This is a genomic window from Mycobacterium paraseoulense (assembly GCF_010731655.1).
In the GTDB taxonomy this organism is placed as follows: Bacteria; Actinomycetota; Actinomycetes; order Mycobacteriales; family Mycobacteriaceae; genus Mycobacterium; species Mycobacterium paraseoulense.
Map to the genome: position 1 here is coordinate 5,281,416 of NZ_AP022619.1, position 22,112 is coordinate 5,303,527.

A 22,112-nucleotide genomic window follows, 5' to 3' on the forward strand; every position below is an offset into this window, starting at 1 on the left:
CTCACTCTCTCAATCAAACTGAGGAGGCGGACGACCGTATGTCTTACGAACATCTTCGAGGAGTCATGGCGAGCACGCCGCACACCCCTATCGGCTCAGCGCCGGTCCGACCCGTTCGGCCGCACCTGACCGTGGTTCCCGATGCGCCAGTCGCATTCGAGCCCGAGCCGATGCTGGCGCCTGTCGCGGACCAATGGCAAGACCGGGCGCTGTGCGCCCAAACCGATCCCGAGGCCTTCTTCCCGGAGAAGGGCGGCTCCACCCGCGAGGCAAAGAAGATCTGCCTCGGGTGCGAGGTACGCCACGAGTGCCTGGAGTACGCCCTCGAGCACGACGAGCGCTTCGGCATCTGGGGCGGCCTGTCCGAGCGCGAGCGCCGCCGCCTCAAGCGCGGCATCATCTAAAGCGCCGAAGGCGCCAACGCGCCAGCGCTATTCGTCCTCGATCGTCGGGTCGATGACCGACGGCTCGACATCGAGGTAGATGGCCACCTGGGCCACCAAGATTTCGTGCAGCAAATCACCGAGTTCGACGGTGTCCTTGGCCCGTCGCTCGATCGGCTTGCGGAACAACACAATTCGCGCCCGCGTGGCGTTGCCGCGGACGTCGACGCCGGCCGGGATCAGGCGCGCGAGCGGGATCGGCCCGTCGGCGATGACCTCCGGCGGCCACTGCACGCTGTCGGGATCCTTGGCCGCGATGCGGGGAATCTCATCGACCGCCACGTCGAGCTCGGCGAGGCGCGACTGCCAGCGCCGCTCAATGGGTTCGTAGGCCTCCAGCACCGCCATGTCGAACCGCTCGGCCCGGCTGCGCCACCCGGGGACGGTCGGCGGCAGCAATGGGCCGCGCACGTCGCGGCCCCGCCGGGCGGACCGACGGGAAGCGAACCGGCCCTGGGACCGATCCCTCCGCGGGGAGCTGCGCGAATCGCCCACGCGCCGATGGTAACGGTTGAACATCGGGGGTCGGCCGGTTGCGCGTGTCCGGCGGTTCAGCGGCGTTTGTGCACGATAGCCTTTCGGCGTGAACGTTCCCCGTCGCTGTTGCCGGCCCGGGTGTCCGCACTACGCCGTGGCGACCTTGACGTTCGTCTACTCGGACTCGACGGCCGTGGTGGGGCCACTCGCGACCGCGCGGGAGCCGCACTCGTGGGACCTGTGCGTCGGCCACGCCGGCCGGATCACCGCACCCCGTGGGTGGGATCTCGTGCGCCACGCCGGTCCACTGCCCACCCATCATCCGGATGAGGACGACCTGGTCGCCCTGGCCGACGCGGTGCGCGAAGGCGGCCCCGGCGAGCGGGCCGTGCCCTACGGCGGCACCGGCTCGCCGCTCAACGGCTTCGCCGACCCGCACATCTCCCACGGCGGGACCCAGGCCACCGCGCCCAGCAGCAGCGTGCTCGCGCCGCCCGAGCATCGGTCCGGTCGCCGCCGCGGGCATCTGCGGGTGTTGCCCGACCCCAGCGACTAGCTGTCGCGGCATCGCGCCCGATCACCGCGCACCGCGGCGGTCCGTGTTTCCCGGGGGCCGATAGGCTGACGGCCAAGAGGCGAAGGAATCGATGGCGTCAGGAGGCCCCGCATGTCTCGGCTCGCCGCGACCGTGCACCGCGTCGTCAAGGCTTACGACGTGCGAGGGCTGGTCGGCGAGGAGCTCGACGAGCCGTTGGTCACCGCGCTGGGGGCGGCCTTCGCCAGACTGATGCGCGGCGAAGGCGCCCGGCGGGTGGCGATCGGCCACGACATGCGCGACAGCTCGCCGGCACTGGCCGCCGCCTTCGCCGCCGGGGTGACCGCCCAGGGCCTGGACGTGGTGCGGATCGGCCTGGCCTCCACCGACCAGCTCTACTTCGCCTCCGGGTCGCTGGACTGCCCCGGCGCGATGTTCACCGCGAGCCACAACCCGGCGGTCTACAACGGGATCAAGCTGTGCCGGGCCGCCGCCAAACCGGTCGGCGCCGACAGCGGCCTGCGCACCATCAGCGAGGACGTGATCGCCGGGGTGCAGCCCTATGACGGGCCGCCCGGCACCGTCACCGACCGCGACGTGCTGGACGCCTACGGGACGTTCCTGCGTTCGCTGGTCAACACGTCGGGGCTGCGGCCCCTGCGGGTGGCCGTGGACGCGGGCAACGGCATGGCCGGGCTCACCGCGCCGGCGGTGCTCGGGGCGATCGAGTCGATCACCTTGCTGCCGTTGTACTTCGAGCTCGACGGCTCGTTCCCCAACCACGAGGCCAACCCGCTCGACCCGGCCAACCTGGCCGACCTGCAGGCGTACGTGCGCGACACGGGCGCGGACGTCGGGCTGGCCTTCGACGGGGACGCCGACCGCTGCTTCGTCGTCGACGAACGCGGGCGGCCGGTGTCGCCCTCGACGGTCACCAGCCTGGTGGCCGCCCGCGAGCTCGGCCGGGAGATCGGCGCCACCATCATCCACAACGTGATCACGTCCAGGGCGGTACCCGAGCTGGTCACCGAACGCGGCGGCACACCGCTGCGCTCCCGCGTCGGACACTCCTATATCAAGGCGATGATGGCCGACACCGGCGCCATCTTCGGCGGCGAGCACTCGGCGCACTATTACTTCCGTGACTTCTGGGGTGCGGACTCCGGCATGCTGGCGGCGCTGTACGTGCTGGCCGCGCTGGGCGAGCAGGACCGGCCGTTGTCGGAGTTGACCGCCGACTACCAGCGCTACGAATCGTCCGGCGAGATCAACTTCACGGTCGCCGACGCGTCCCTGTGCACGGAGGCGGTGCTGAAGTCCTTCGGCAGCCGCATCCATTCCATCGACCACGTGGACGGGGTCACCGTCGACCTGGGCGGCGGCAGCTGGTTCAACCTGCGCAGCTCCAACACCGAGCCGTTGCTGCGGCTCAATGTGGAGGGGCGCAGCACCGAGGACGTCGACGCGGTGGTTGCCCAGATCAGTGCGGAGATCGAGGCCCAGGCGGCGCCCGCCGAGGTCTCCCCGTGAGCGCCGTTCGGGCGATCGATCTCGAGGACACCGAGGGCCTGCTCGCCGCCGACCGCGACGGGCTGCTGCGCTCGGCGTCGTCGGCCGGCGCGCACGTGCGTGCGATAGCCGCCGCGGTCGACGAGGGCGCGCTGGACGCGCTGCGAACCGCCGACCGCCCGCGCAGCCTGATCTGGGTGGCCGGCCGCGGGGCCGCCGACAGCGCCGGCGCCATGCTGGCCGCGACGGTGGGCGGTGCGGCTTCCGAGCCGATCGCGCTGACCGCCGAGGTTCCGCCGTGGATCGGCCCGCTCGACGTGCTGGTCGTCGCGGGCGATGATCCCGGCGACCCCGCGCTGGTCGCCGCCGCCGCGACCGGGGTGCGCCGCGGGGCCCGGGTCGTCGTGGTCGCGCCGTACGAGGGGCCGCTGCGGGATTCCGCGGCCGGCCGGGCGGCGGTGCTGGCGCCCCGGCTCGCCATCTCCGACGAGTTCGGGCTGTCCCGGTACCTGGCCGCCGGCCTGGCCGTCGTGCAAACCGTGGACCAGCGACCGTCCGTCGACCTGCGGGCGCTCGCCGACGAGCTGGACGCCGAGGCGCTGCGCAACAGCGCGGGCCGCGAGCTGTTCACCAACCCGGCCAAGACGATCGCCGCGCGCCTGGCCGACCGCCAGGTGGCGCTGGCCGGCGACTGCGCCGCGACGCTGGCGCTCGCGCGCCACGGCAGCTCGGTGCTGCTGCGGACCGCCCACCAGGTGGTCGCGGCCACCGGGTTGTCGGACGCGGTCGCCGCGCTGCGCGCTGTGGTGGCCGGCGGCTTCCGGGACCCCGACGAGGCGCTCTTCCACGACGAGCAGATCGACGGGCCGCTGCCCGCCCGGCTGCTGGTGTTGGCGCTGACGTTGTCCGCCGAACAGCCGGTGGTCGCCGCCCGCACCGCCGGGCTCGACGACGTGTACCTGCTCGCCGCCGAAGACGTGCCCGACGGACCCGGCGGCTCGGCCGGTTCGACCGTCGCGCCGGCGTTGGGCGGGGCCATCAGCGCCGAGCAGCAACTGGCGGTACTGGCCGTCCGGCTGGAGATGGCCGCGGTTTACGCGCGACTGGTGCGGGGATAGATAGAACAGTGGAACTGCTTCGCGGGGCCTTACGTACGTACGCCTGGGGATCGCGTACGGCCATAGCGGAATTCACCGGGCGTTCGGTTCCGGCCGCCCATCCGGAGGCCGAGCTCTGGTTCGGCGCGCATCCGGGCGACCCGGCCTGGCTGGAAACGGACACGGGCGAGATCTCACTGCTCGACGAGCTGGTCGCCGATCCGGAGGGTCAGCTCGGCCCCGCGGCGCGCGCCCGCTTCGGTGACGTGCTGCCGTTCCTGGTCAAGGTGCTCGCGGCCGACGAGCCGCTGTCCCTGCAGGCCCACCCGAGCGCGGCGCAGGCCGCCGAGGGTTACCTGCGCGAGGAGCGGCTGGGCATCCCGCTGTCCTCCCCGGTGCGCAACTACCGGGACACCTCGCACAAACCCGAGCTGCTGGTGGCGCTGCAGCCGTTCGAGGCGCTCGCCGGATTCCGTCAGGTCTCCCGCACGGTCGAGCTGCTGCGGGCCCTGGCCGTCTCCGACCTCGACCCTTTCATCGACCTGCTCAACGACCAGTCCGACGCCGACGGCCTGCGCGCGCTGTTCACCACCTGGATCACCGCACCCCAGCCCGACATCGACGTGCTGATCCCCGCCGTGCTCGACGGCGCCATCCAGTACATCAGCTCCGGGGCAACGGAATTCGCCGGTGAGGTCAAGACGGTGCTGGAACTCGGGGAACGCTATCCCGGCGACGCCGGCGTGCTGGCGGCCCTGTTGCTGAACCGCATCATCCTGGCCCCGGGCGAGGCCATCTTCGTGTCGGCCGGCAGCCTGCACACCTACCTGCGCGGTTTCGCGGTCGAGGTGATGGCCAACTCCGACAACGTGTTACGCGGCGGCCTGACCCCCAAGCACGTCGACGTCCCCGAGCTGCTGCGGGTGCTCGACTTCACCCCGACCACCGAGGCGGAGGTGCGGCCCCACATCCGCCGCGAGGGCTTCGGCCTGATCTATGAGACCCCGGCCGACGAGTTCGCGGTCGCGCTGCTCGAGCTCGACGGCGATTACCTCGGCCACGAGGTCGACGCCACGTGCAGCCATGAGGGTCCGCAGATCCTGCTGTGCACCGAGGGTCGCACGACCGTGCACGGCAAGTCCGGATCGCTGACGCTGCACCGGGGGATGGCCGCCTGGGTGGCGGCCGACGACGCCCCGATCCGGCTGGTCGCGCACGAGCCCACCAAGCTGTTCAGGGCGACCGTAGGGCTGTGAGGCGCCGCCGGCCTTTGGCGGCGCGGCGCTCGCCCAGCCACAGCCGCAGGTTGTGCGCCATGGTCCGGCCCACGATGCGCGGCGGCGGAACCATATAGAGGCTGTCGAGCAGCGAGAAGCGGCGCAAGAACCACTCCGCCAGAACCGGATCGGTCTCGGCGGCCCCCAGGAACTGGTCGAACAGCGCGCCGACCGGCCGCCACCACCAGGGGAGGGGCCCCTTGGTCCCGGCGTGGTGGAAGCTGACGTCGCCGATGGCGTTCATGGTCCAGACGGGGAAGGTGGTCTTGGCGGTGGCCCGGCTCAGCTCCGCGGCCAACTGGTCATCGGGGGATCCCAGCGCGCGCCGCAGGTGACCGGCCTGCAGGGAGGTCATCGTCATGCCCTGCCCGAAGGTCGGATTGAAGCTGGCGACGGCGTCGCCGAAGGGGATGATGCCGGCGGGGAAGCGGTCCAGCTTGTCGTACCGGCGCCACTTACTGGCCGGAAAGGCGTGGAACGCCGGCTCGCCCAGGGGTTCGGCCCGCCTCAGCGCCGCGTTGACGTGGTCCGGGACCAGCTCTTCGGCCAGGGCCAGCATCTCGGGGAAGGTTTGCGGCGGTTTGACGTTGGCCACCCCGAACGTGGTCAGCACCCAGGTGCCGTCCTCGTAACACAGCATGCCCAGCCCCAGCGATTTGTCGTGCGAGGCGCCGGCGACCACCACCTTCTCGGCGATCAGCCCGTCGGGGATGCGGAACTGCTGCGTGGCGTAATAGATGCCGATGTCGAGGAGGTCTTCCCTCGGGCGCTCGTAGCCCCACTGCTCCAACCACACCGGCAGCCGGGTGCCGCGACCCGCCGCGTCGACGACGAGGTCCGCGGCAACAAATTCTGGGTCGCCCTTGTCGGCGTCGGCGGGATCCAACAGCACCCCGGTCACCCGCTGGCGCGACGGGTCGTACCGCGGTTCGGCCACGGAGCGCCGCACCATCGCGACGTTGTCCGTGTCCCGGACTCGTTTGCGCAACTGCCACTCCAGATGCGGGCGGCTGGGCACGTACGCGGTGAATTCGTCGCGCAGGGTGTGCCCGGTCCCGAGCACGTGGCCGGCGGCGCCGAGGTGAATGCAATCGGGCCGATTCTCCAGCATGGGCACGCCCGCGGACACCATGTCTTCGAGTAGCCCGGGGAACAGGCTCTCGAACTCCATTGCGCCGCGGGCCATCAGCATGTGCAGGTGCCGGTCCTGCGGGACGGTCGCGCGGTTCGACGGTGTGTCCGGCAATTCGTCGCGTTCGTAGACGGTGACGCGTGCATAGGAGTCCGAGAGCACCCGCGCCGCGCACAGGCCGGCGATGCTGCCCCCGATGACCACCGCATGGTCCCTGATGTTTGCTTTGGTGTCCGGCATCTCGGCAGAGTACCCAGTACTGTGACGGACCAATGGGTCCCAGTTGATGGGAAAGGGCGGCGGATGGCCAACCGATGGCGGATGAAGTCGGTCGAACAGTCGATCGCCGACACCGACGAGCCCGACACCCGGTTACGCAAGGAACTGACCTGGCTGGACCTGGTCGTCTTCGGCGTCGCGGTGGTGATCGGCGCCGGTATCTTCACGGTGACCGCGTCGACGACCGGCGACATCACCGGACCGGCGATCTGGGTTTCGTTCATCATCGCGGCGGTCACCTGCGCGCTGGCGGCATTGTGTTACGCCGAGTTCGCCTCGACGCTGCCGGTCGCCGGCAGCGCCTACACCTTCTCCTATGCCACCTTCGGGGAGTTCCTCGCCTGGATCATCGGCTGGAACCTGCTGCTGGAGCTCGCGATCGGCGCGGCGGTGGTGGCCAAGGGGTGGTCCAGCTACCTGGGCAACGTCTTCGGATTTGCGGGCGGCACTTCCCAATTCGGGTCGATCGACCTGGACTGGGGCGCGCTGCTGATCGTCGCCGGGGTGGCGTCCCTGATCGCCGTGGGCACCAAGCTGTCGTCGAGGTTTTCCGCGGTCATCACCGGCATCAAGGTGTCGGTGGTGCTGTTGGTCGTCGTCGTCGGCGCCTTCTACATCAAGGGCTCCAACTATTCGCCGTTCATTCCCAAGCCCGAGGCCGGGCATGAGGCCTCGGGCGTCAATCAATCGGTGCTGTCGCTGCTGACCGGCGCGCACAGCAGCCACTACGGCTGGTACGGCGTGCTGGCGGGGGCGTCGATCGTGTTCTTCGCGTTCATCGGGTTCGACATCGTCGCCACCATGGCCGAGGAGACCAAGCGGCCCCAGCGCGACGTCCCGCGGGGGATCCTGGCGTCGCTGGCCATCGTGACCGTGCTGTACGTGGCGGTATCGGTGGTGTTGTCCGGGATGGTCTCCTACACCCAGCTCAAAACCGCCCCCGGTCACAAGCCGGCGAACCTGGCCACGGCGTTCACGGCCAACGGGATCCACTGGGCTAGCAAGATCATCGCGATCGGCGCGCTGGCCGGGCTGACCACCGTCGTGATGGTGCTGATGCTCGGCCAGTGCCGCGTGCTGTTCGCCATGGCGCGCGACGGGCTGTTACCGCGGCAGCTGGCGAAGACCGGCGCGCGCGGGACCCCGGTCCGCATCACCGTGCTCGTTGCGGTGGTGGTGGCCGCGACCGCCTCGGTGTTCCCGATCACCAAGCTCGAGGAGATGGTCAACGTCGGAACGCTGTTCGCGTTCGTCCTGGTCTCGGCCGGCGTGATGGTGCTGCGCCGGACCCGCCCGGACCTGGAGCGCGGCTTCCGGGCCCCGTGGGTGCCGGTGCTGCCGATCGCCTCGATCTGCGCCTGTGTGTGGCTGATGGTCAACCTCACCGCGCTGACCTGGGTGCGGTTCGGCGTCTGGCTGGCGGTGGGGACCGCCATCTACGTCGGCTATGGATATCGGCACTCGGTGCAGGGCCGTCGCGACGCGGAGGGGATCCAGCCGCCCGCGCGGGCCGAACCCGGCACCGTGCGCTAGGCACCGCTTTACAAAATGGCCTCTTGTGTCTAGACACGAGACGCAATAGACGATATTGTCAACCTCAAGCGTGGTGTGACTCACAAGGAGGTTTGGCATATGACGACATTGAGGCCGCAATCGGACGTCGCGGAGGCGCCCGTCTGGCGGGACAAGAAGCGCCGGCTCTGGCTGATGGGGCTGATCGCCCCTACGGCGCTGTTCGTCATGCTGCCGATCACCTGGGCGCTCAACCAGCTCGGCTGGCACGTCGCCGCGCAGGTGCCGCTGTGGATCGGGCCCATCCTGCTCTACGTCCTGCTGCCGATCCTCGACCTGCGGTTCGGGCCCGACGGGCAGAACCCGCCCGACGAGGTGATGGAACAGCTGGAGAACGACAAGTACTACCGCTTCTGCACCTATATCTACGTTCCGTTCCAGTACCTCAGCGTGATCATGGGTGCCTACCTGTTCACCGCGTCCAACCTGCACTGGCTCGGCTTTGACGGCGCGCTGGGCTGGGCGGGCAAGCTGGGCGTGGCGCTGTCGGTCGGCGTGCTCGGCGGCGTCGGCATCAACACCGCGCACGAGATGGGCCACAAGAAGGATTCGCTGGAACGGTGGCTGTCCAAGATCACCCTGGCGCAGACCTGCTACGGCCACTTCTACATCGAGCACAACCGCGGCCACCACGTGCGGGTCTCGACCCCGGAGGACCCGGCATCGGCCCGCTTCGGCGAGACGTTCTGGGAGTTCCTGCCGCGCAGCGTTTTCGGCAGCCTGCGCTCGTCGCTGCGGCTGGAAGCGCAACGGATACGCCGGCAGGGCTCGAGCCCCTGGAATCCCAAGACGTATCTGTCCAACGACGTGCTCAACGCCTGGCTGATGTCGGTCGTGCTGTGGGGTGTGCTGATCGGGGTCTTCGGCCCGGCGCTCGTCCCGTTCGTGATCATCCAGGCCGTCTTCGGTTTCAGCCTGCTCGAGGCCGTCAACTACCTGGAGCACTACGGGCTGCTGCGGCAGCAGAATGCCAACGGCCGCTACGAGCGCTGCGCCCCGGTGCACAGCTGGAATTCCGACCACATCGTCACCAACCTGTTCCTGTACCACCTGCAGCGGCACAGCGATCACCACGCCAACCCCACCCGGCGCTACCAGACCCTGCGCAGCATGGAAGGCGCGCCCAACCTGCCGAGCGGATACGCGTCGATGATCTCGCTGACCTACTTCCCGCCGCTGTGGCGCAAGGTGATGGACCGCCGGGTGCTCGAGCACTACGACGGCGACGTCACCAAGGTCAACATCCAGCCGAGGATGCGGGAGCGGGTGCTGGCCAAGTACGGGGTGCCCGCATGACCGCCTACCGTTGCCCCGGCTGCGACTACACCTACGACGAAGCGAAAGGCGCTCCGCGGGAAGGCTTTCCCGCGGGCACGCCCTTCAGTGACATCCCCGACGACTGGTGCTGCCCCGACTGTGCGGTGCGCGAGAAGGTCGATTTCGAGAATTTAGGAGTGAACCGGTGAGCGACTACAAGCTCTTCATCTGCGTGCAGTGCGGATTCGAGTACGACGAGGCCAAGGGCTGGCCCGAGGACGGCATCGCCCCCGGCACCCGCTGGGACGACATTCCCGACGACTGGAGCTGTCCGGACTGCGGCGCGGCGAAATCCGACTTCGAGATGGTCGAGATAGCCCGGGCGTGATCGGCACCAACGGCGTGGCCCAAGCGGCTATTGTCGCGCCTGTGAAGCGGATGCAGTACGCCGAGGCGTCCCGCGTCCTGTTGCGCGACTCGGTGCTCGACGCGATGCGGGAGCTGCTGGGAAGCCGGGACTGGTCCGCGATCACGCTGGCCGACGTCGCCCGCGCCGCGGGCATCAGCCGGCAGACCATCTACAACGAGTTCGGCTCGCGGCAGGGGCTGGCGCAGGGGTACGCCCTGCGCCTGGCCGACCGGCTGGTCGACACCGTCCATGCCGCGATCGACGCCAACGTCGGCAACATTTACGAGGCGTTCCTGCAAGGCTTCCGCGACTTCTTCGCGGAGTCGGCGGCGGACCCGCTGGTGATCTCGCTGCTGACCGGTGTCGCCAAGCCGGACCTGCTGCAGATCATCACCACCGACAGCGGACCCATCATCACGCGGGCGTCCGACCGGCTGGGTGCGGCCTTCGCCCAGAGCTGGGTGGCCACCAGTGACTCCGACGCCGGCGTGCTGGCGCGGGCCATCGTGCGGCTGGCGATGAGCTACGTGTCGATGCCGCCGGAGGCCGACCACGACGTGGCGGCCGACCTGGCGCGGCTGATGACGCCGTTCGCCGAGCGTCACGGCGTCGTCAACGTCCCCTGACGCCCTGCCGCGGCCGCCGACTACAGTGGCGCAAGAGCGCATACCTAAGCTAAGTAATCCGCTGGGAACCCAAGCCGTAGTAAGGAATGAGACTTTTATGACGACGACCGAAAGTTCGCTGACCGCCGACGTCCGCAACGGCATCGATTTCAAGGTCGCCGACCTGTCGTTGGCGGAATACGGTCGCCGGGACATCGAACTGTCCGAGCAGGAAATGCCGGGTCTGATGTCGCTGCGCCGCGAGTACCACGACGTGCAGCCCCTCAAGGGGGCGCGGATCTCGGGCTCGCTGCACATGACGGTGCAGACCGCCGTGCTCATCGAGACCCTGGTCTCGCTGGGCGCGCAGGTCCGGTGGGCGTCGTGCAACATCTTCTCCACCCAGGACCACGCCGCCGCCGCCGTCGTCGTCGGGCCGCACGGCACCCCCGAGGAGCCCAAGGGTGTGCCGGTGTTCGCCTGGAAGGGCGAGACGCTTCAGGAGTACTGGTGGGCCGCCGAGCAGATGCTGACCTGGCCCGATGAGCCGGCCAACATGATCCTCGACGACGGCGGTGACGCCACCATGCTGGTGCTGCGCGGCGCGCAGTACGAGAAGGCCGGCGTGGTGCCGCCCGCGGAAGAGGACGACCCCACCGAGTGGAAGGTCTTCCTGGAGCTGCTGCGCAAGCGCTTCGAGACCGACAAGGACAAGTGGACCACGATCGCGGAGTCGGTCAAGGGTGTCACCGAGGAGACCACCACCGGCGTCCTGCGGCTCTACCAGTTCGCCGCGGCCGGTGACCTGGCCTTCCCGGCGATCAATGTCAACGACTCGGTGACCAAGTCCAAGTTCGACAACAAGTACGGCTGCCGGCACTCGCTGATCGACGGCATCAACCGCGGCACCGACGTCCTGATCGGCGGCAAGAAGGTGCTGGTCTGCGGCTACGGCGACGTGGGCAAGGGTTGCGCCGAGTCGGTCAAGGGCCAGGGTGCGCGCGTCGTGGTCACCGAGATCGACCCGATCAACGCGCTGCAGGCCCTGATGGAGGGCTACGACGTCGCCACCGTCGAGGACGCGATCGGCACCGCCGACATCGTCATCACCGCCACCGGCAACAAGGACATCATCACGCTGGCGCACATGAAGGCGATGAAGGACTACGCGGTGCTGGGCAACATCGGGCACTTCGACAACGAGATCCAGGTCGCCCAGCTCGAGCGCTCCGGCGCCACCAAGACCAACATCCGGCCGCAGGTGGACGTGTGGACGTTCCCCGACAGCGGCAAGTCGATCATCCTGCTCTCCGAGGGCCGGCTGCTGAACCTGGGCAACGCCACCGGGCACCCGTCGTTCGTGATGAGCAACAGCTTCTCCAACCAGGTGATCGCGCAGATCGAACTGTGGACCAAGAACGACGAGTACGACAACGAGGTGTACCGGCTGCCCAAGCACCTCGACGAGAAGGTGGCCCGCATCCACGTCGAGGCGCTCGGCGGCACGCTCACCAAGCTCACCAAGGAGCAGGCCGAGTACATCGGCGTCGACGTCGACGGCCCCTACAAGGCCGACCACTACCGCTACTGAGTCTGTCGTGGTGCCCGAACGCCCGGCCAGCCGGGCGTTCGGGACCGAGTGCCCGGCCAGCCGGGCACTCGACGGCCCGATAGGCTCGGCGCCGTGCTGATCGCGATCGAAGGGGTCGACGGCGCGGGCAAGCGGACGCTGTCCGAGGGCCTGCGCAAGGCCTTCGAGGCGGCCGGGAAGTCCGTGGCGATCCTCGCCTTCCCGCGCTACGGCAAGTCGGTGACCGCCGACGTCGCGGCCGAGGCCCTGCACGGCGAGCACGGTGACCTCGCGTCATCGGTCTACGCGATGGCGGTGCTGTTCGCGCTCGACCGCGCGGGCGCCGTCGACGACATCGAGGCGCTGCGCCGCGACCACGATGTGGTGATCCTGGATCGCTACGTCGCATCCAATGCCGCCTACAGCGCCGCGCGCCTGCACGAGGACGCGGCCGGCGCGGCGGCCGCCTGGGTACTCGAGCTCGAGTACCGCCGGCTGCGTTTGCCGGCGCCAGACTGGCAGGTGCTGCTCGCGGTGCCCGCGGAGCTGGCCGGGCAGCGCGCGCGCAGCCGCGCGCAGTCCGACCCCGGGCGGGCGCGCGACAGCTATGAACGCGACGCCGAACTGCAACTGCGTACGGGCGCGGTCTACGCGGAGCTGGCCGCCGCGGGCTGGGGTGGGCCGTGGCTGGTCGCCGACGCGGACGTCGATCCGGGCCGGCTGGTCGCCACCCTCATCGGCGCCGCGGACGTCCCCGCGACCGTCCGGGAGGGCACGCCGCGGGCGCCGGGCAGGGGTTTTTGACCGGATTTGCCTCCATATTTGCGGCTCGGAGCACGAAACGCCCGTGTGGCGCGCCGGGTTTGTCCCGTTCTGGTGACACCATGGACTCCATGAGGCAAAGGATTTTGGTCGTCGATGACGACGCTTCGCTGGCCGAGATGCTCACCATCGTGTTGCGTGGGGAGGGTTTCGACACCGCGGTCATCGGTGACGGTACCCAGGCCCTGACTGCGGTGCGCGAACTGCGCCCCGATCTGGTGTTGTTGGACCTGATGCTGCCGGGCATGAACGGCATCGACGTGTGCCGCGTGCTGCGCGCCGACTCCGGTGTGCCGATCGTGATGCTGACCGCCAAGACCGACACCGTGGACGTGGTGTTGGGCCTGGAGTCGGGCGCCGACGACTACATCATGAAGCCGTTCAAGCCCAAGGAGCTGGTGGCCCGGGTGCGGGCCCGGCTGCGGCGCAACGACGACGAGCCCGCCGAGATGCTCTCCATCGCCGACGTCGAGATCGACGTGCCGGCGCACAAGGTGACCCGCAACGGCGAGCAGATCTCCCTGACGCCGCTCGAGTTCGACCTGCTGGTCGCGTTGGCGCGCAAACCGCGGCAGGTGTTTACTCGTGATGTGCTGCTCGAACAGGTGTGGGGCTACCGGCACCCGGCGGATACCCGCCTGGTGAACGTGCACGTCCAGCGTCTGCGGGCCAAGGTTGAGAAGGATCCCGAAAACCCGACCGTGGTGTTGACCGTTCGAGGAGTGGGTTACAAGGCCGGACCTCCGTGACCCACGAGCGCCATCTAGTTCGTCGTGGGGGAGGGCGCCGGCGGTGATTTGGGGCTCCCGGCGACGCACTCGGAGCCGTTGGGGGCGTTCCGGCCCCATGACCCGCGGCATCGGTGCGGTGAGTCGAGCCGTTGCCGTGGCCTGGCGCCGGTCGTTGCAGCTGCGTGTCGTCGCGCTGACGCTCGGAATGTCCCTGGCGGTGATCCTGGCGCTCGGCTTCGTGTTGACCTCTCAGGTCACCAATCGTGTGCTCGATGTCAAGGTCAAGGCCGGCATCGAGCAGATCGAGCGGGCGCGCACCACCGTCGGCGGGATCGTCAGCGGCGAGGAGACGCGCTCGCTGGACAGCAGCCTGCAGCTGGCCCGCAACACGCTGACCTCCAAGACCGACTCCGCGTCGGGCGCCGGGCTGGCCGGCACGTTCGACGCGGTGCTGATCGTGCCCGGCGACGGGCCGCGCGCGGCGACCACGGCCGGCCCCGTCGACCAGGTGCCCAATTCCCTGCGCGGCTTCGTCAAGGCCGGGCAGGCGTCCTACCAGTACGCCACCGTGCACACCGACGGCTTCTCCGGTCCCGCGCTGGTCATGGGCACGCCGGCGTCGTCCCAGGTGGCCAATCTGGAGCTGTACCTGATCTTCCCGTTGAAGAACGAGCAGGCCACCATCACGCTGGTCCGCGGCACCATGATCACCGGCGGCGCGGTGCTGTTGGTGCTGCTCGCCGGGATCGCGCTGCTGGTCTCCCGCCAGGTGGTGGTGCCGGTGCGGTCCGCGTCGCGGATCGCCGAGCGGTTCGCCGAGGGGCACCTGTCCGAACGGATGCCGGTGCGCGGCGAGGACGACATGGCCCGGCTGGCGGTGTCCTTCAACGACATGGCCGAAAGCCTGTCCCGCCAGATCACCCAGCTCGAGGAGTTCGGCAACCTGCAGCGCCGGTTCACCTCCGACGTCAGCCACGAGCTGCGCACCCCCCTGACCACCGTGCGAATGGCCGCCGACCTCATCTATGACCACAGCGCCGACCTCGATCCCACGCTGGCGCGGTCCACCGAGCTGATGGTCAACGAGCTCGACCGGTTCGAGTCGCTGCTCAACGACCTGCTGGAGATCTCGCGGCACGACGCCGGGGTGGCCGAGCTGTCGGTCGAGGCGGTGGACCTGCGCACCACCGTGCAGAGCGCGCTGAGCAACGTGGGCCACCTGGCCGAAGACGCCGGCATCGAGCTGCTGGTCGACCTGCCCGCCGACGAGGTGATCGCCGAGGTCGACACCCGGCGGGTGGAGCGGATTCTGCGCAACCTGATCGCCAACGCCATCGACCACGCCGAACACAAGCCCGTGCAGATCCGGATGGGCGCCGACGAGGACACCGTGGCCGTCACCGTCCGCGACTACGGCGTGGGGCTGCGGCCCGGCGAGGAGAAGCTGGTGTTCAGCCGGTTCTGGCGGGCCGACCCGTCGCGGGTGCGCCGGTCCGGGGGCACCGGGCTGGGCCTGGCGATCAGCGTGGAGGACGCCCGCCTGCACCAGGGCCGGCTGGAGGCGTGGGGCGAGCCCGGCGAGGGCTCGTGCTTCCGGCTGACGCTTCCCCTGGTGCGCGGCCACAAGGTCACCACCAGCCCGCTGCCCATGAAGCCCATCCCGCCCACCGCCACGGCGAGTGCGACCGGCCCGCAACAGACCAAAGACCGGTCGCGGCAACGTGAACACGCCGAGAGGAGCGGGTGATGCGGCGGCTGCTCGGCCTGTTGTTCCTCGCGGTGGTCCTGGCCGGGTGTGCGGGGGTGCCCAGCTCGTCGGCGCCCCAGGCCATCGGCACCGTCGAACGCCCGGCCCCGTCCAATCTGCCCAAGCCGACGCCGGGCATGGATCCCGACGTGCTGCTGCGCGAATTCCTCAAGGCCACCGCCGATCCCGCGAACCGGCATCTGGCGGCCCGGCAGTTCCTCACCCAGTCGGCGTCCAACGCCTGGGACGACGCCGGTAGCGCCCTGCTGATCGACCACGTGGTGTTCGTGGAAACCCGTGCGGCCGAACGCGTTTCGGCGAACATGCGGGCGGACATCCTCGGGTCGCTGTCGGACATGGGGGTGTTCGAAACCGCCGAGGGGGTGCTGCCCGACCCGGGCCCGATCGAGTTGGTCAAGACCTCGGGCGGGTGGCGGATCGACCGGCTGCCCAACGGGGTGTTCCTGGACTGGCAGCAGTTCCAGTCGACCTACAAGCGCAACACGCTCTACTTCGCCGACCCGACCGGCAAGACGGTCGTACCAGACCCGCGCTACGTTGCGGTCGCCGATCACGATCAGCTGGCCACCGAGTTGGTCTCCAAGCTCATCGCCGGTCCGCGCCCCGAGATGGCCCACACCGTCCGCAACCTGCTCGCCCCGCCGCTGCGGCTGCGCGGACCGGTGGCCCGGGCCGACGGCGGCAAGAACGGGATCGGGCGCGGGTACGGCGGCGCGCGCATCGACCTGGAGAAGCTGTCCACCACCGATCCGCACAGCCGGCAATTGCTTGCCGCACAGATCATTTGGACGCTGGCCAGGGCCGACATCCGGGGGCCGTACGTGATAAACGCCGACGGCGCGCCGCTGGACGACAGGTTCGCCGAGGGCTGGACGACCTCCGATGTCGCCGCCACCGACCCCGGCGTGGCCGACGGCGCGGGCGCCGGGCTGCATGCCCTCGTGAACGGCTCGCTGGTATCGCTGGACGGACAGCGCTTCAGCAACGTGCCCGGCGCCTTCGGGCGCATGGGTGACCAGACCGGTGCGGCGCTGTCCCGCAGCGGGCGGCAGGTGGCGTCCGTCGTCACGCTGCACCGGGGCGCGCCCGACGAGGCGGCGTCGCTGTGGATCGGTGACCTCGGCGGCGAGGCGGTCCAATCCGCCGACGGTCACAGCCTCACGCGGCCCAGCTGGTCGCTGGACGACGCGGTCTGGACGGTGGTGGACGGCAACAACGTGCTGCGCGCGATCCAGGAGCCGGCGTCGGGGCAACCTGCCCGCATCCCGGTCGATTCCGTCGCCGTCTCCAGCCGGTTCCCCGGGCCGATCACCGACCTGCAGCTGTCGCGCGACAGCGCCCGCGCCGCGATGGTGATCGGCGGCCAGGTGATCCTGGCCAGCGTCGAGCAGACCCAGGCCGGCCAGTTCGCCCTGACGTACCCGCGGCGGCTCGGCTTCGGGCTGGGCAACTCGGTGGTGTCGCTGTCCTGGCGCACCGGCGACGACATCGTGGTGACCCGCACCGACGCCAGCCATCCGGTGTCCTACGTCAACCTCGACGGGGTGAACTCCGACGCACCCGCCCGGGGCCTGCAGATGCCGGTACTGACCGTTGCGGCCAACCCGTCGACGATCTACGTGGGGGCCCCGCAGGGGGTGTTCCAGTATTCGGCGGCGGCGGCCGAAAGCCAGCAGGCGTGGTCGGAGGTGCCCGGGCTGACGGTGTTCGGGGCCGCGCCGGTGCTGCCGGGCTAGTGGCGATCGCAAGCGCGGCGGAGCCGGGCGCGGCGGGTCGCCACCGTGGGGCTAGTGGTGATCGCAAGCGCGGCGGAGCCGGGCGCGGTGGGTCGCCACCGTGGGGCTAGTGGCGATCGCAAGCGCGGCGGAGCCGGGCGCGGCGGGTCGCGCATCGGGCTGAGACAGCCAGGGCGTTGTCACCCCCGCCCGCGACACTGGCGCCCATGCTCGACCTCATCCTGCCGCTGCAGTGCGGCGGCTGCGGGGCGCCGTCGACCCGCTGGTGTGACGCCTGCGCCCGGGAGCTGTCGGTGGCCGCGGACCAGCCGCATGTGGTGAACCCCCGCGTCGACCCGCAGGTGCCGGTGTTCGCCCTGGGCCGCTACGCGGGCGCGCGCCGGCAGGCGATCCTGGCGCTCAAGGAGCACGGCCGCGCCGATCTCGTCGGGCCGCTGGCCGGCGCGCTGGCCACCGGCGTGCACCGGCTGCTGTCGTGGGGGATCGTCGAGACGCCGCTGATCGTCGTGCCCGCGCCGACGCGGCGCTCGGCGGCACGCCGGCGCGGCGGCGACCCCGTCACCCGGCTGGCGCGCACCGCGGTGGCCGGCCACCCGGCCATCACCGTGGCCCCGGCGCTGCGGCTGCGCGCGCTGGTTCGCGACTCGGTGGGCCTGGACAGCACCGCCCGCGAACGCAACGTCGCGGGCCGGGTGCTGCTGCGCCGAACGCGCGCACGGCTGCTCGACGCCGAGGTGTTGATCCTCGACGACATCGTCACCACCGGGGCGACGGCCCGCGAGTCGGTGCGGGTCTTGACCGCCGCCGGTGTCCGCGTCACCGCCGTTCTGACGGTCGCGGCCGCGTGAGGCTGTGCGGTCGCCAAGAGTATGTGAAGAACTCGCAACAGCTCCGCGAAATCAGTGGCATGGCGAGGCGAACACGAGCTAACGTCGAGGACAACATCAATCGACTCACTTGGTCTGACTTACTGGTCGCGACATTCCCAGGTTGAGACCCCACTCGCGGGAAGGGGTGAGTATTCGACACCTTGCATCGGCGAGCAGCCTGCGGCGGTGACTTCTGAAACAAGGACCGCTCTCCCACCTCGTCGGCGCGTCGTAGTAAGCCGGGCACGCAGGGCGCGTGCGACGTGAAAGAGAAACGAGTTGTCACGTATGTCAAGGCTATCCGTGGATTCCGGTCAGATTCTCGACCAACCGCCGACGCAAACCGACGGCCAACCTCAACCGACGGCGACCGCCGAGGTCGTTTTCAAGGGCCGCAACGTAGAAATCCCCGACCACTACCGTGTCTACGTCTCCCAGAAACTCGCCCGCCTCGAGCGGTTCGATCGCTCCATCTACCTCTTCGATGTCGAGCTCAAACACGCGCCCAACCGGCGCCAGCGCAAATCGTGTCAGCGCGTGGAGATCACCGCCCGCGGCCGCGGGCCGGTAAGCCGGGCGGAGGCCTGCGCCGACAGCTTCTACGCGGCGTTCGAGTCCGCGGTCGACAAGCTGGAGAACCGGCTGCGCCGCGCCAAGGACCGCCGCAAGGTCCACTACGGCGACAAGACGCCGGTGTCGCTGGCCGCCGCCACCGCGGTCGTGCCGCCACCCCCGCAGGAACGCGCGCCGGAGCCGGCCGGCGACCACGACGGCGCCGAGGCGGACCACGAGCCCGGGCGCATCGTGCGGACCAAGGAGCACCCGGCCAGGCCGATGACGGTCGACGAAGCGCTCTACGAGATGGAACTCGTCGGGCACGACTTCTTTCTGTTCCACGACAAGCAGACCGAGCGGCCGTGCGTGGTGTATCGCCGCCACGCCTACGACTACGGGCTGATCAGGCTCTCTTAACGCCGTCTGTCGGCGGCGACGCGCCGCGCCCGGCTGCGCCGCGCTCGCGATCGCCGCTGCGGCGGCCCTCGCGGGGTTGTCACCTACCATGGGAGTCGCTTACGAGAAGAGACTCCTACCAATAGGGGAACATCCCAAAAGGGGACAACACCGTGCTGTCGAAGTTGCTGCGCCTCGGCGAAGGTCGCATGCTCAAGCGTCTCAAGCGGGTGGCTGACTACGTCAACACCTTGTCCGACGAGGTCGAAAAGCTGACCGACGCGGAGCTGCGGGCCAAGACCGACGAGTTCAAGAAGCGGCACGCCGACGGCGAAAGCCTCGACGACCTGCTGCCAGAGGCGTTCGCGGTGGCCCGCGAGGCGGCCTGGCGGGTGCTCGACCAGCGCCCGTTCGACGTGCAGGTGATGGGGGCGGCGGCGCTGCACTTCGGCAACGTCGCGGAGATGAAGACCGGTGAGGGCAAGACCCTGACCTCCGTGTTGCCGGCCTACCTCAACGGCATCGGCGGCAAGGGCGTGCACGTCGTCACGGTCAACGACTACCTGGCCAAACGCGACAGCGAGTGGATGGGCCGCGTGCACCGCTTCCTCGGCCTGGACGTTGGCGTGATCCTCGCCCAGATGACGCCCGACGAGCGCCGGGTGGCCTACAACGCCGACATCACCTACGGCACCAACAACGAGTTCGGCTTCGACTACCTGCGCGACAACATGGCGCACTCGCTCGACGACCTGGTGCAGCGCGGACACAACTTCGCCATCGTCGACGAGGTCGACTCCATCCTGATCGACGAGGCCCGCACCCCGCTGATCATCTCCGGACCCGCCGACGGCGCCTCCAACTGGTACCTCGAGTTCGCCCGGTTGGCCCCGATGATGGAGAAGGACGTCCACTACGAGGTGGATCTGCGCAAGCGCACCGTCGGCGTGCACGAACTCGGCGTCGAGTTCGTCGAGGACCAACTCGGCATCGACAACCTCTACGAGGCCGCCAACTCGCCGCTGGTCAGCTACCTGAACAACGCGCTGAAGGCCAAGGAGCTGTTCAACCGCGACAAGGACTACATCGTCCGCGACGGCGAGGTCCTCATCGTCGACGAGTTCACCGGCCGCGTGCTCTACGGCCGGCGCTACAACGAGGGCATGCACCAGGCCATCGAGGCCAAGGAGCACGTGGAGATCAAGGCCGAGAACCAGACGCTGGCCACCATTACGCTGCAGAACTACTTCCGGCTCTACGACAAGCTGTCCGGGATGACGGGCACCGCCCAGACCGAGGCGGCCGAGCTGCACGAGATCTACAAGCTCGGCGTGGTGCCGATCCCGACCAACAGGCCGATGATCCGCACCGACTGCTCCGACCTCATCTACAAGACCGAGGAGGCCAAGTACATCGCGGTGGTCGACGACGTCGCCGAGCGCTACGAGAAGGGCCAGCCGGTGCTGATCGGCACCACCAGCGTCGAGCGCTCGGAGTACCTGTCGAGGCAATTCCAGAAGCGGCGCATCCCGCACAACGTGCTCAACGCCAAATACCACGAGCAGGAGGCCGGCATCGTCGCGGTGGCCGGCCGCCGCGGCGGCATCACCGTCGCCACCAACATGGCCGGCCGCGGCACCGACATCGTGCTCGGCGGCAACGTCGACTTCCTCACCGACCAGCGGCTGCGCGAGCGCGGCCTCGATCCGGTCGAGACGCCCGAGGAATACGAGGCGGCTTGGCACGAGGAGCTGCCCAAGGTCAAGGAGGAGGCCGGCAAGGAGGCCGATGAGGTGGTCGAGGCCGGCGGTCTCTACGTGCTGGGCACCGAGCGGCACGAGTCGCGGCGCATCGACAACCAGCTGCGTGGCCGCTCGGGCCGCCAGGGCGACCCGGGCGAGTCGCGTTTCTACCTGTCGCTGGGCGACGAGTTGATGCGCCGGTTCAACGGCGCCGCGCTCGAGGCGATGCTGAACCGGCTGAACCTGCCCGACGACGTGCCCATCGAGGCCAAGATGGTCACCCGCGCGATCAAGAGCGCCCAGACCCAGGTCGAGCAGCAGAACTTCGAGGTCAGAAAGAACGTCCTCAAGTACGACGAGGTGATGAACCAGCAGCGCAAGGTGATCTACGCCGAACGCCGCCGCATCCTGGAGGGCGAGAACCTCAGGGAGCAGGCGCTGGACATGGTGCGCGACGTGGTCACCGCCTACGTCAACGGCGCGACGGCCGAGGGTTACGCAGAGGACTGGGACCTGGAGGCGTTGTGGACGGCGCTTAAGACGCTGTACCCGGTCGGCATCGATCACGAGACGTTGGTGCGCCTCGACGGTGACTCCGAGCGCGACGACCTCACCCGCGAGGAGCTGCTCGACGAGCTGCTCAAAGACGCCGAACGCGCTTATGCCGCAAGGGAAGCCGAGCTCGAGGAGATCGCGGGCGAGGGCGCGATGCGGCAGCTGGAACGCAACGTGCTGCTCAACGTCATCGATCGCAAGTGGCGCGAACACCTCTACGAGATGGACTACCTCAAGGAGGGCATCGGGCTGCGCGCGATGGCGCAGCGCGACCCGCTGGTGGAGTACCAGCGCGAGGGTTACGACATGTTCATGGCCATGCTCGACGCGATGAAGGAGGAGTCGGTCGGCTTCCTGTTCAACGTCACCGTCGAGGCGGTGCCCGCACCGCAGGTCGCGCCGGTGGAAGCGCCGGAGGGCCTGGCGGAATTCGCGACCGCCGCCGCGGGGGCCGAGCAACAGGGCGGCGCGCCGGCAGCCGTGCGCGATGAGGCCCCAAGCATGTTGCGCGCCAAGGGGATCGACGACGAGCGGCCCGCGCTGACCTACTCGGGTCCGTCGGAGGACGGCTCGGCGCAGGTGCAGCGCAACGGCGGCGACGGGAAGGCCCCGGCCGGGGTGCCCGGCGGGGCCAGCCGGCGCGAGCGGCGCGCGGCCGCGCGGCAGCAGGGCCGCGGCGCCAAGCCGCCGAAATCGGTGAAGCGGCGCTAGCCGCGCCCGGAGCCGTCATTTCTCCACCCGGCAGCAACGCCGATGCCATAGGCTAATCAGGCATC

At 69.5% G+C, this 22,112-nt stretch carries 20 protein-coding genes; 18 read left to right on the plus strand and 2 right to left on the minus strand.

From position 1 onward, the window contains the following. The first annotated feature begins 65 nt into the window (after nt 1-65). Nucleotides 66-404: a WhiB family transcriptional regulator gene (locus G6N51_RS24660; RefSeq protein WP_083169899.1), complete on the plus strand. Its 339-nt coding sequence runs from the start codon at nt 66-68 to the stop codon at nt 402-404. Nucleotides 405-431: 27 nt separating this feature from the next. Here the strand turns inward: G6N51_RS24660 and G6N51_RS24665 are convergent, their stop codons facing one another. Beyond that, complete coding sequence (locus tag G6N51_RS24665) at nt 432-854, minus strand: metallopeptidase family protein (protein WP_083169901.1); 423 nt, start codon at nt 852-854, stop codon at nt 432-434. Between the two features lie 172 nt (nt 855-1,026). Here G6N51_RS24665 and G6N51_RS24670 point away from each other — a divergent pair, with 172 nt between their 5' ends. The 4 genes from G6N51_RS24670 (at nt 1,027) to manA (ending at nt 5,317) form a co-directional block, all read left to right on the plus strand. After that, nucleotides 1,027-1,476 carry a DUF3499 domain-containing protein gene (locus tag G6N51_RS24670; RefSeq protein ID WP_083169903.1) on the plus strand — a complete coding sequence of 150 codons (450 nt, stop codon included), beginning with the start codon at nt 1,027-1,029 and terminating at the stop codon, nt 1,474-1,476. 111 nt (nt 1,477-1,587) lie between these two features. Continuing rightward, nucleotides 1,588-2,985, plus strand: a complete 1,398-nt coding sequence (locus tag G6N51_RS24675; protein ID WP_083169905.1) for a phosphomannomutase/phosphoglucomutase — start codon at nt 1,588-1,590, stop codon at nt 2,983-2,985. After that, nucleotides 2,982-4,082: a TobH protein gene (locus tag G6N51_RS24680; protein ID WP_083169907.1), complete on the plus strand. Its 1,101-nt coding sequence runs from the start codon at nt 2,982-2,984 to the stop codon at nt 4,080-4,082. Before G6N51_RS24675 ends, G6N51_RS24680 begins: the two co-directional genes overlap by 4 nt. An 8-nt stretch (nt 4,083-4,090) precedes the next feature. Continuing rightward, nucleotides 4,091-5,317, plus strand: a complete 1,227-nt coding sequence (gene manA, locus G6N51_RS24685; protein ID WP_083169909.1) for a mannose-6-phosphate isomerase, class I — start codon at nt 4,091-4,093, stop codon at nt 5,315-5,317. On the opposite strand, the gene G6N51_RS24690 is transcribed toward manA, so the two are convergent. Then, a complete protein-coding gene (locus tag G6N51_RS24690) occupies nt 5,295-6,674 on the minus strand; it encodes an FAD-dependent oxidoreductase (protein ID WP_163750953.1) in 1,380 nt (459 codons plus the stop codon). The two genes, manA and G6N51_RS24690, sit on opposite strands and share 23 nt — an antisense overlap. Nucleotides 6,675-6,773: 99 nt before the next feature. Here G6N51_RS24690 and G6N51_RS24695 point away from each other — a divergent pair, with 99 nt between their 5' ends. The 13 genes from G6N51_RS24695 (at nt 6,774) to secA (ending at nt 22,047) form a co-directional block, all read left to right on the plus strand. Beyond that, nucleotides 6,774-8,282, plus strand: coding sequence for an APC family permease (locus G6N51_RS24695; RefSeq protein ID WP_083169913.1), 1,509 nt, complete (start codon nt 6,774-6,776; stop codon nt 8,280-8,282). 99 nt (nt 8,283-8,381) lie between these two features. Then, nucleotides 8,382-9,617, plus strand: coding sequence for an alkane 1-monooxygenase (locus G6N51_RS24700; protein ID WP_083169915.1), 1,236 nt, complete (start codon nt 8,382-8,384; stop codon nt 9,615-9,617). Then, entirely contained in the window at nt 9,614-9,787 is a 174-nt protein-coding gene (locus tag G6N51_RS24705; RefSeq protein ID WP_083169917.1) for a rubredoxin, read from the plus strand. Before G6N51_RS24700 ends, G6N51_RS24705 begins: the two co-directional genes overlap by 4 nt. Beyond that, nucleotides 9,784-9,966, plus strand: coding sequence for a rubredoxin (locus tag G6N51_RS24710; RefSeq protein WP_083169919.1), 183 nt, complete (start codon nt 9,784-9,786; stop codon nt 9,964-9,966). Before G6N51_RS24705 ends, G6N51_RS24710 begins: the two co-directional genes overlap by 4 nt. Before the next feature lie 50 nt (nt 9,967-10,016). Continuing rightward, nucleotides 10,017-10,613 (plus strand): TetR family transcriptional regulator AlkX, encoded by a 597-nt coding sequence (gene alkX / locus G6N51_RS24715; protein WP_083170084.1) that lies wholly within the window; start codon nt 10,017-10,019, stop codon nt 10,611-10,613. A gap of 97 nt (nt 10,614-10,710) precedes the next feature. Then, nucleotides 10,711-12,183 carry an adenosylhomocysteinase gene (gene ahcY / locus G6N51_RS24720; RefSeq protein ID WP_083169921.1) on the plus strand — a complete coding sequence of 491 codons (1,473 nt, stop codon included), beginning with the start codon at nt 10,711-10,713 and terminating at the stop codon, nt 12,181-12,183. Between the two features lie 93 nt (nt 12,184-12,276). Further along, a complete protein-coding gene (locus G6N51_RS24725; RefSeq protein ID WP_083169923.1) occupies nt 12,277-12,966 on the plus strand; it encodes a dTMP kinase in 690 nt (229 codons plus the stop codon). Between the two features lie 80 nt (nt 12,967-13,046). Next, nucleotides 13,047-13,733 (plus strand): two-component system response regulator MtrA, encoded by a 687-nt coding sequence (gene mtrA / locus G6N51_RS24730; protein WP_007168097.1) that lies wholly within the window; start codon nt 13,047-13,049, stop codon nt 13,731-13,733. Between the two features lie 43 nt (nt 13,734-13,776). Continuing rightward, a complete protein-coding gene (gene mtrB / locus G6N51_RS24735) occupies nt 13,777-15,462 on the plus strand; it encodes an MtrAB system histidine kinase MtrB (protein ID WP_083169925.1) in 1,686 nt (561 codons plus the stop codon). Then, complete coding sequence (lpqB, locus tag G6N51_RS24740) at nt 15,462-17,219, plus strand: MtrAB system accessory lipoprotein LpqB (RefSeq protein WP_163750813.1); 1,758 nt, start codon at nt 15,462-15,464, stop codon at nt 17,217-17,219. Before mtrB ends, lpqB begins: the two co-directional genes overlap by 1 nt. A gap of 206 nt (nt 17,220-17,425) precedes the next feature. Further along, nucleotides 17,426-18,067, plus strand: a complete 642-nt coding sequence (locus G6N51_RS24745; protein WP_083169929.1) for a ComF family protein — start codon at nt 17,426-17,428, stop codon at nt 18,065-18,067. Nucleotides 18,068-18,391: 324 nt separating this feature from the next. Continuing rightward, complete coding sequence (gene hpf / locus G6N51_RS24750) at nt 18,392-19,060, plus strand: ribosome hibernation-promoting factor, HPF/YfiA family (protein ID WP_083169931.1); 669 nt, start codon at nt 18,392-18,394, stop codon at nt 19,058-19,060. Nucleotides 19,061-19,212: 152 nt separating this feature from the next. After that, on the plus strand, nt 19,213-22,047 hold the full coding sequence (gene secA, locus G6N51_RS24755) for a preprotein translocase subunit SecA (protein WP_083169933.1): 2,835 nt from the start codon (nt 19,213-19,215) through the stop codon (nt 22,045-22,047). The last annotated feature ends 65 nt before the right edge of the window (nt 22,048-22,112 follow it).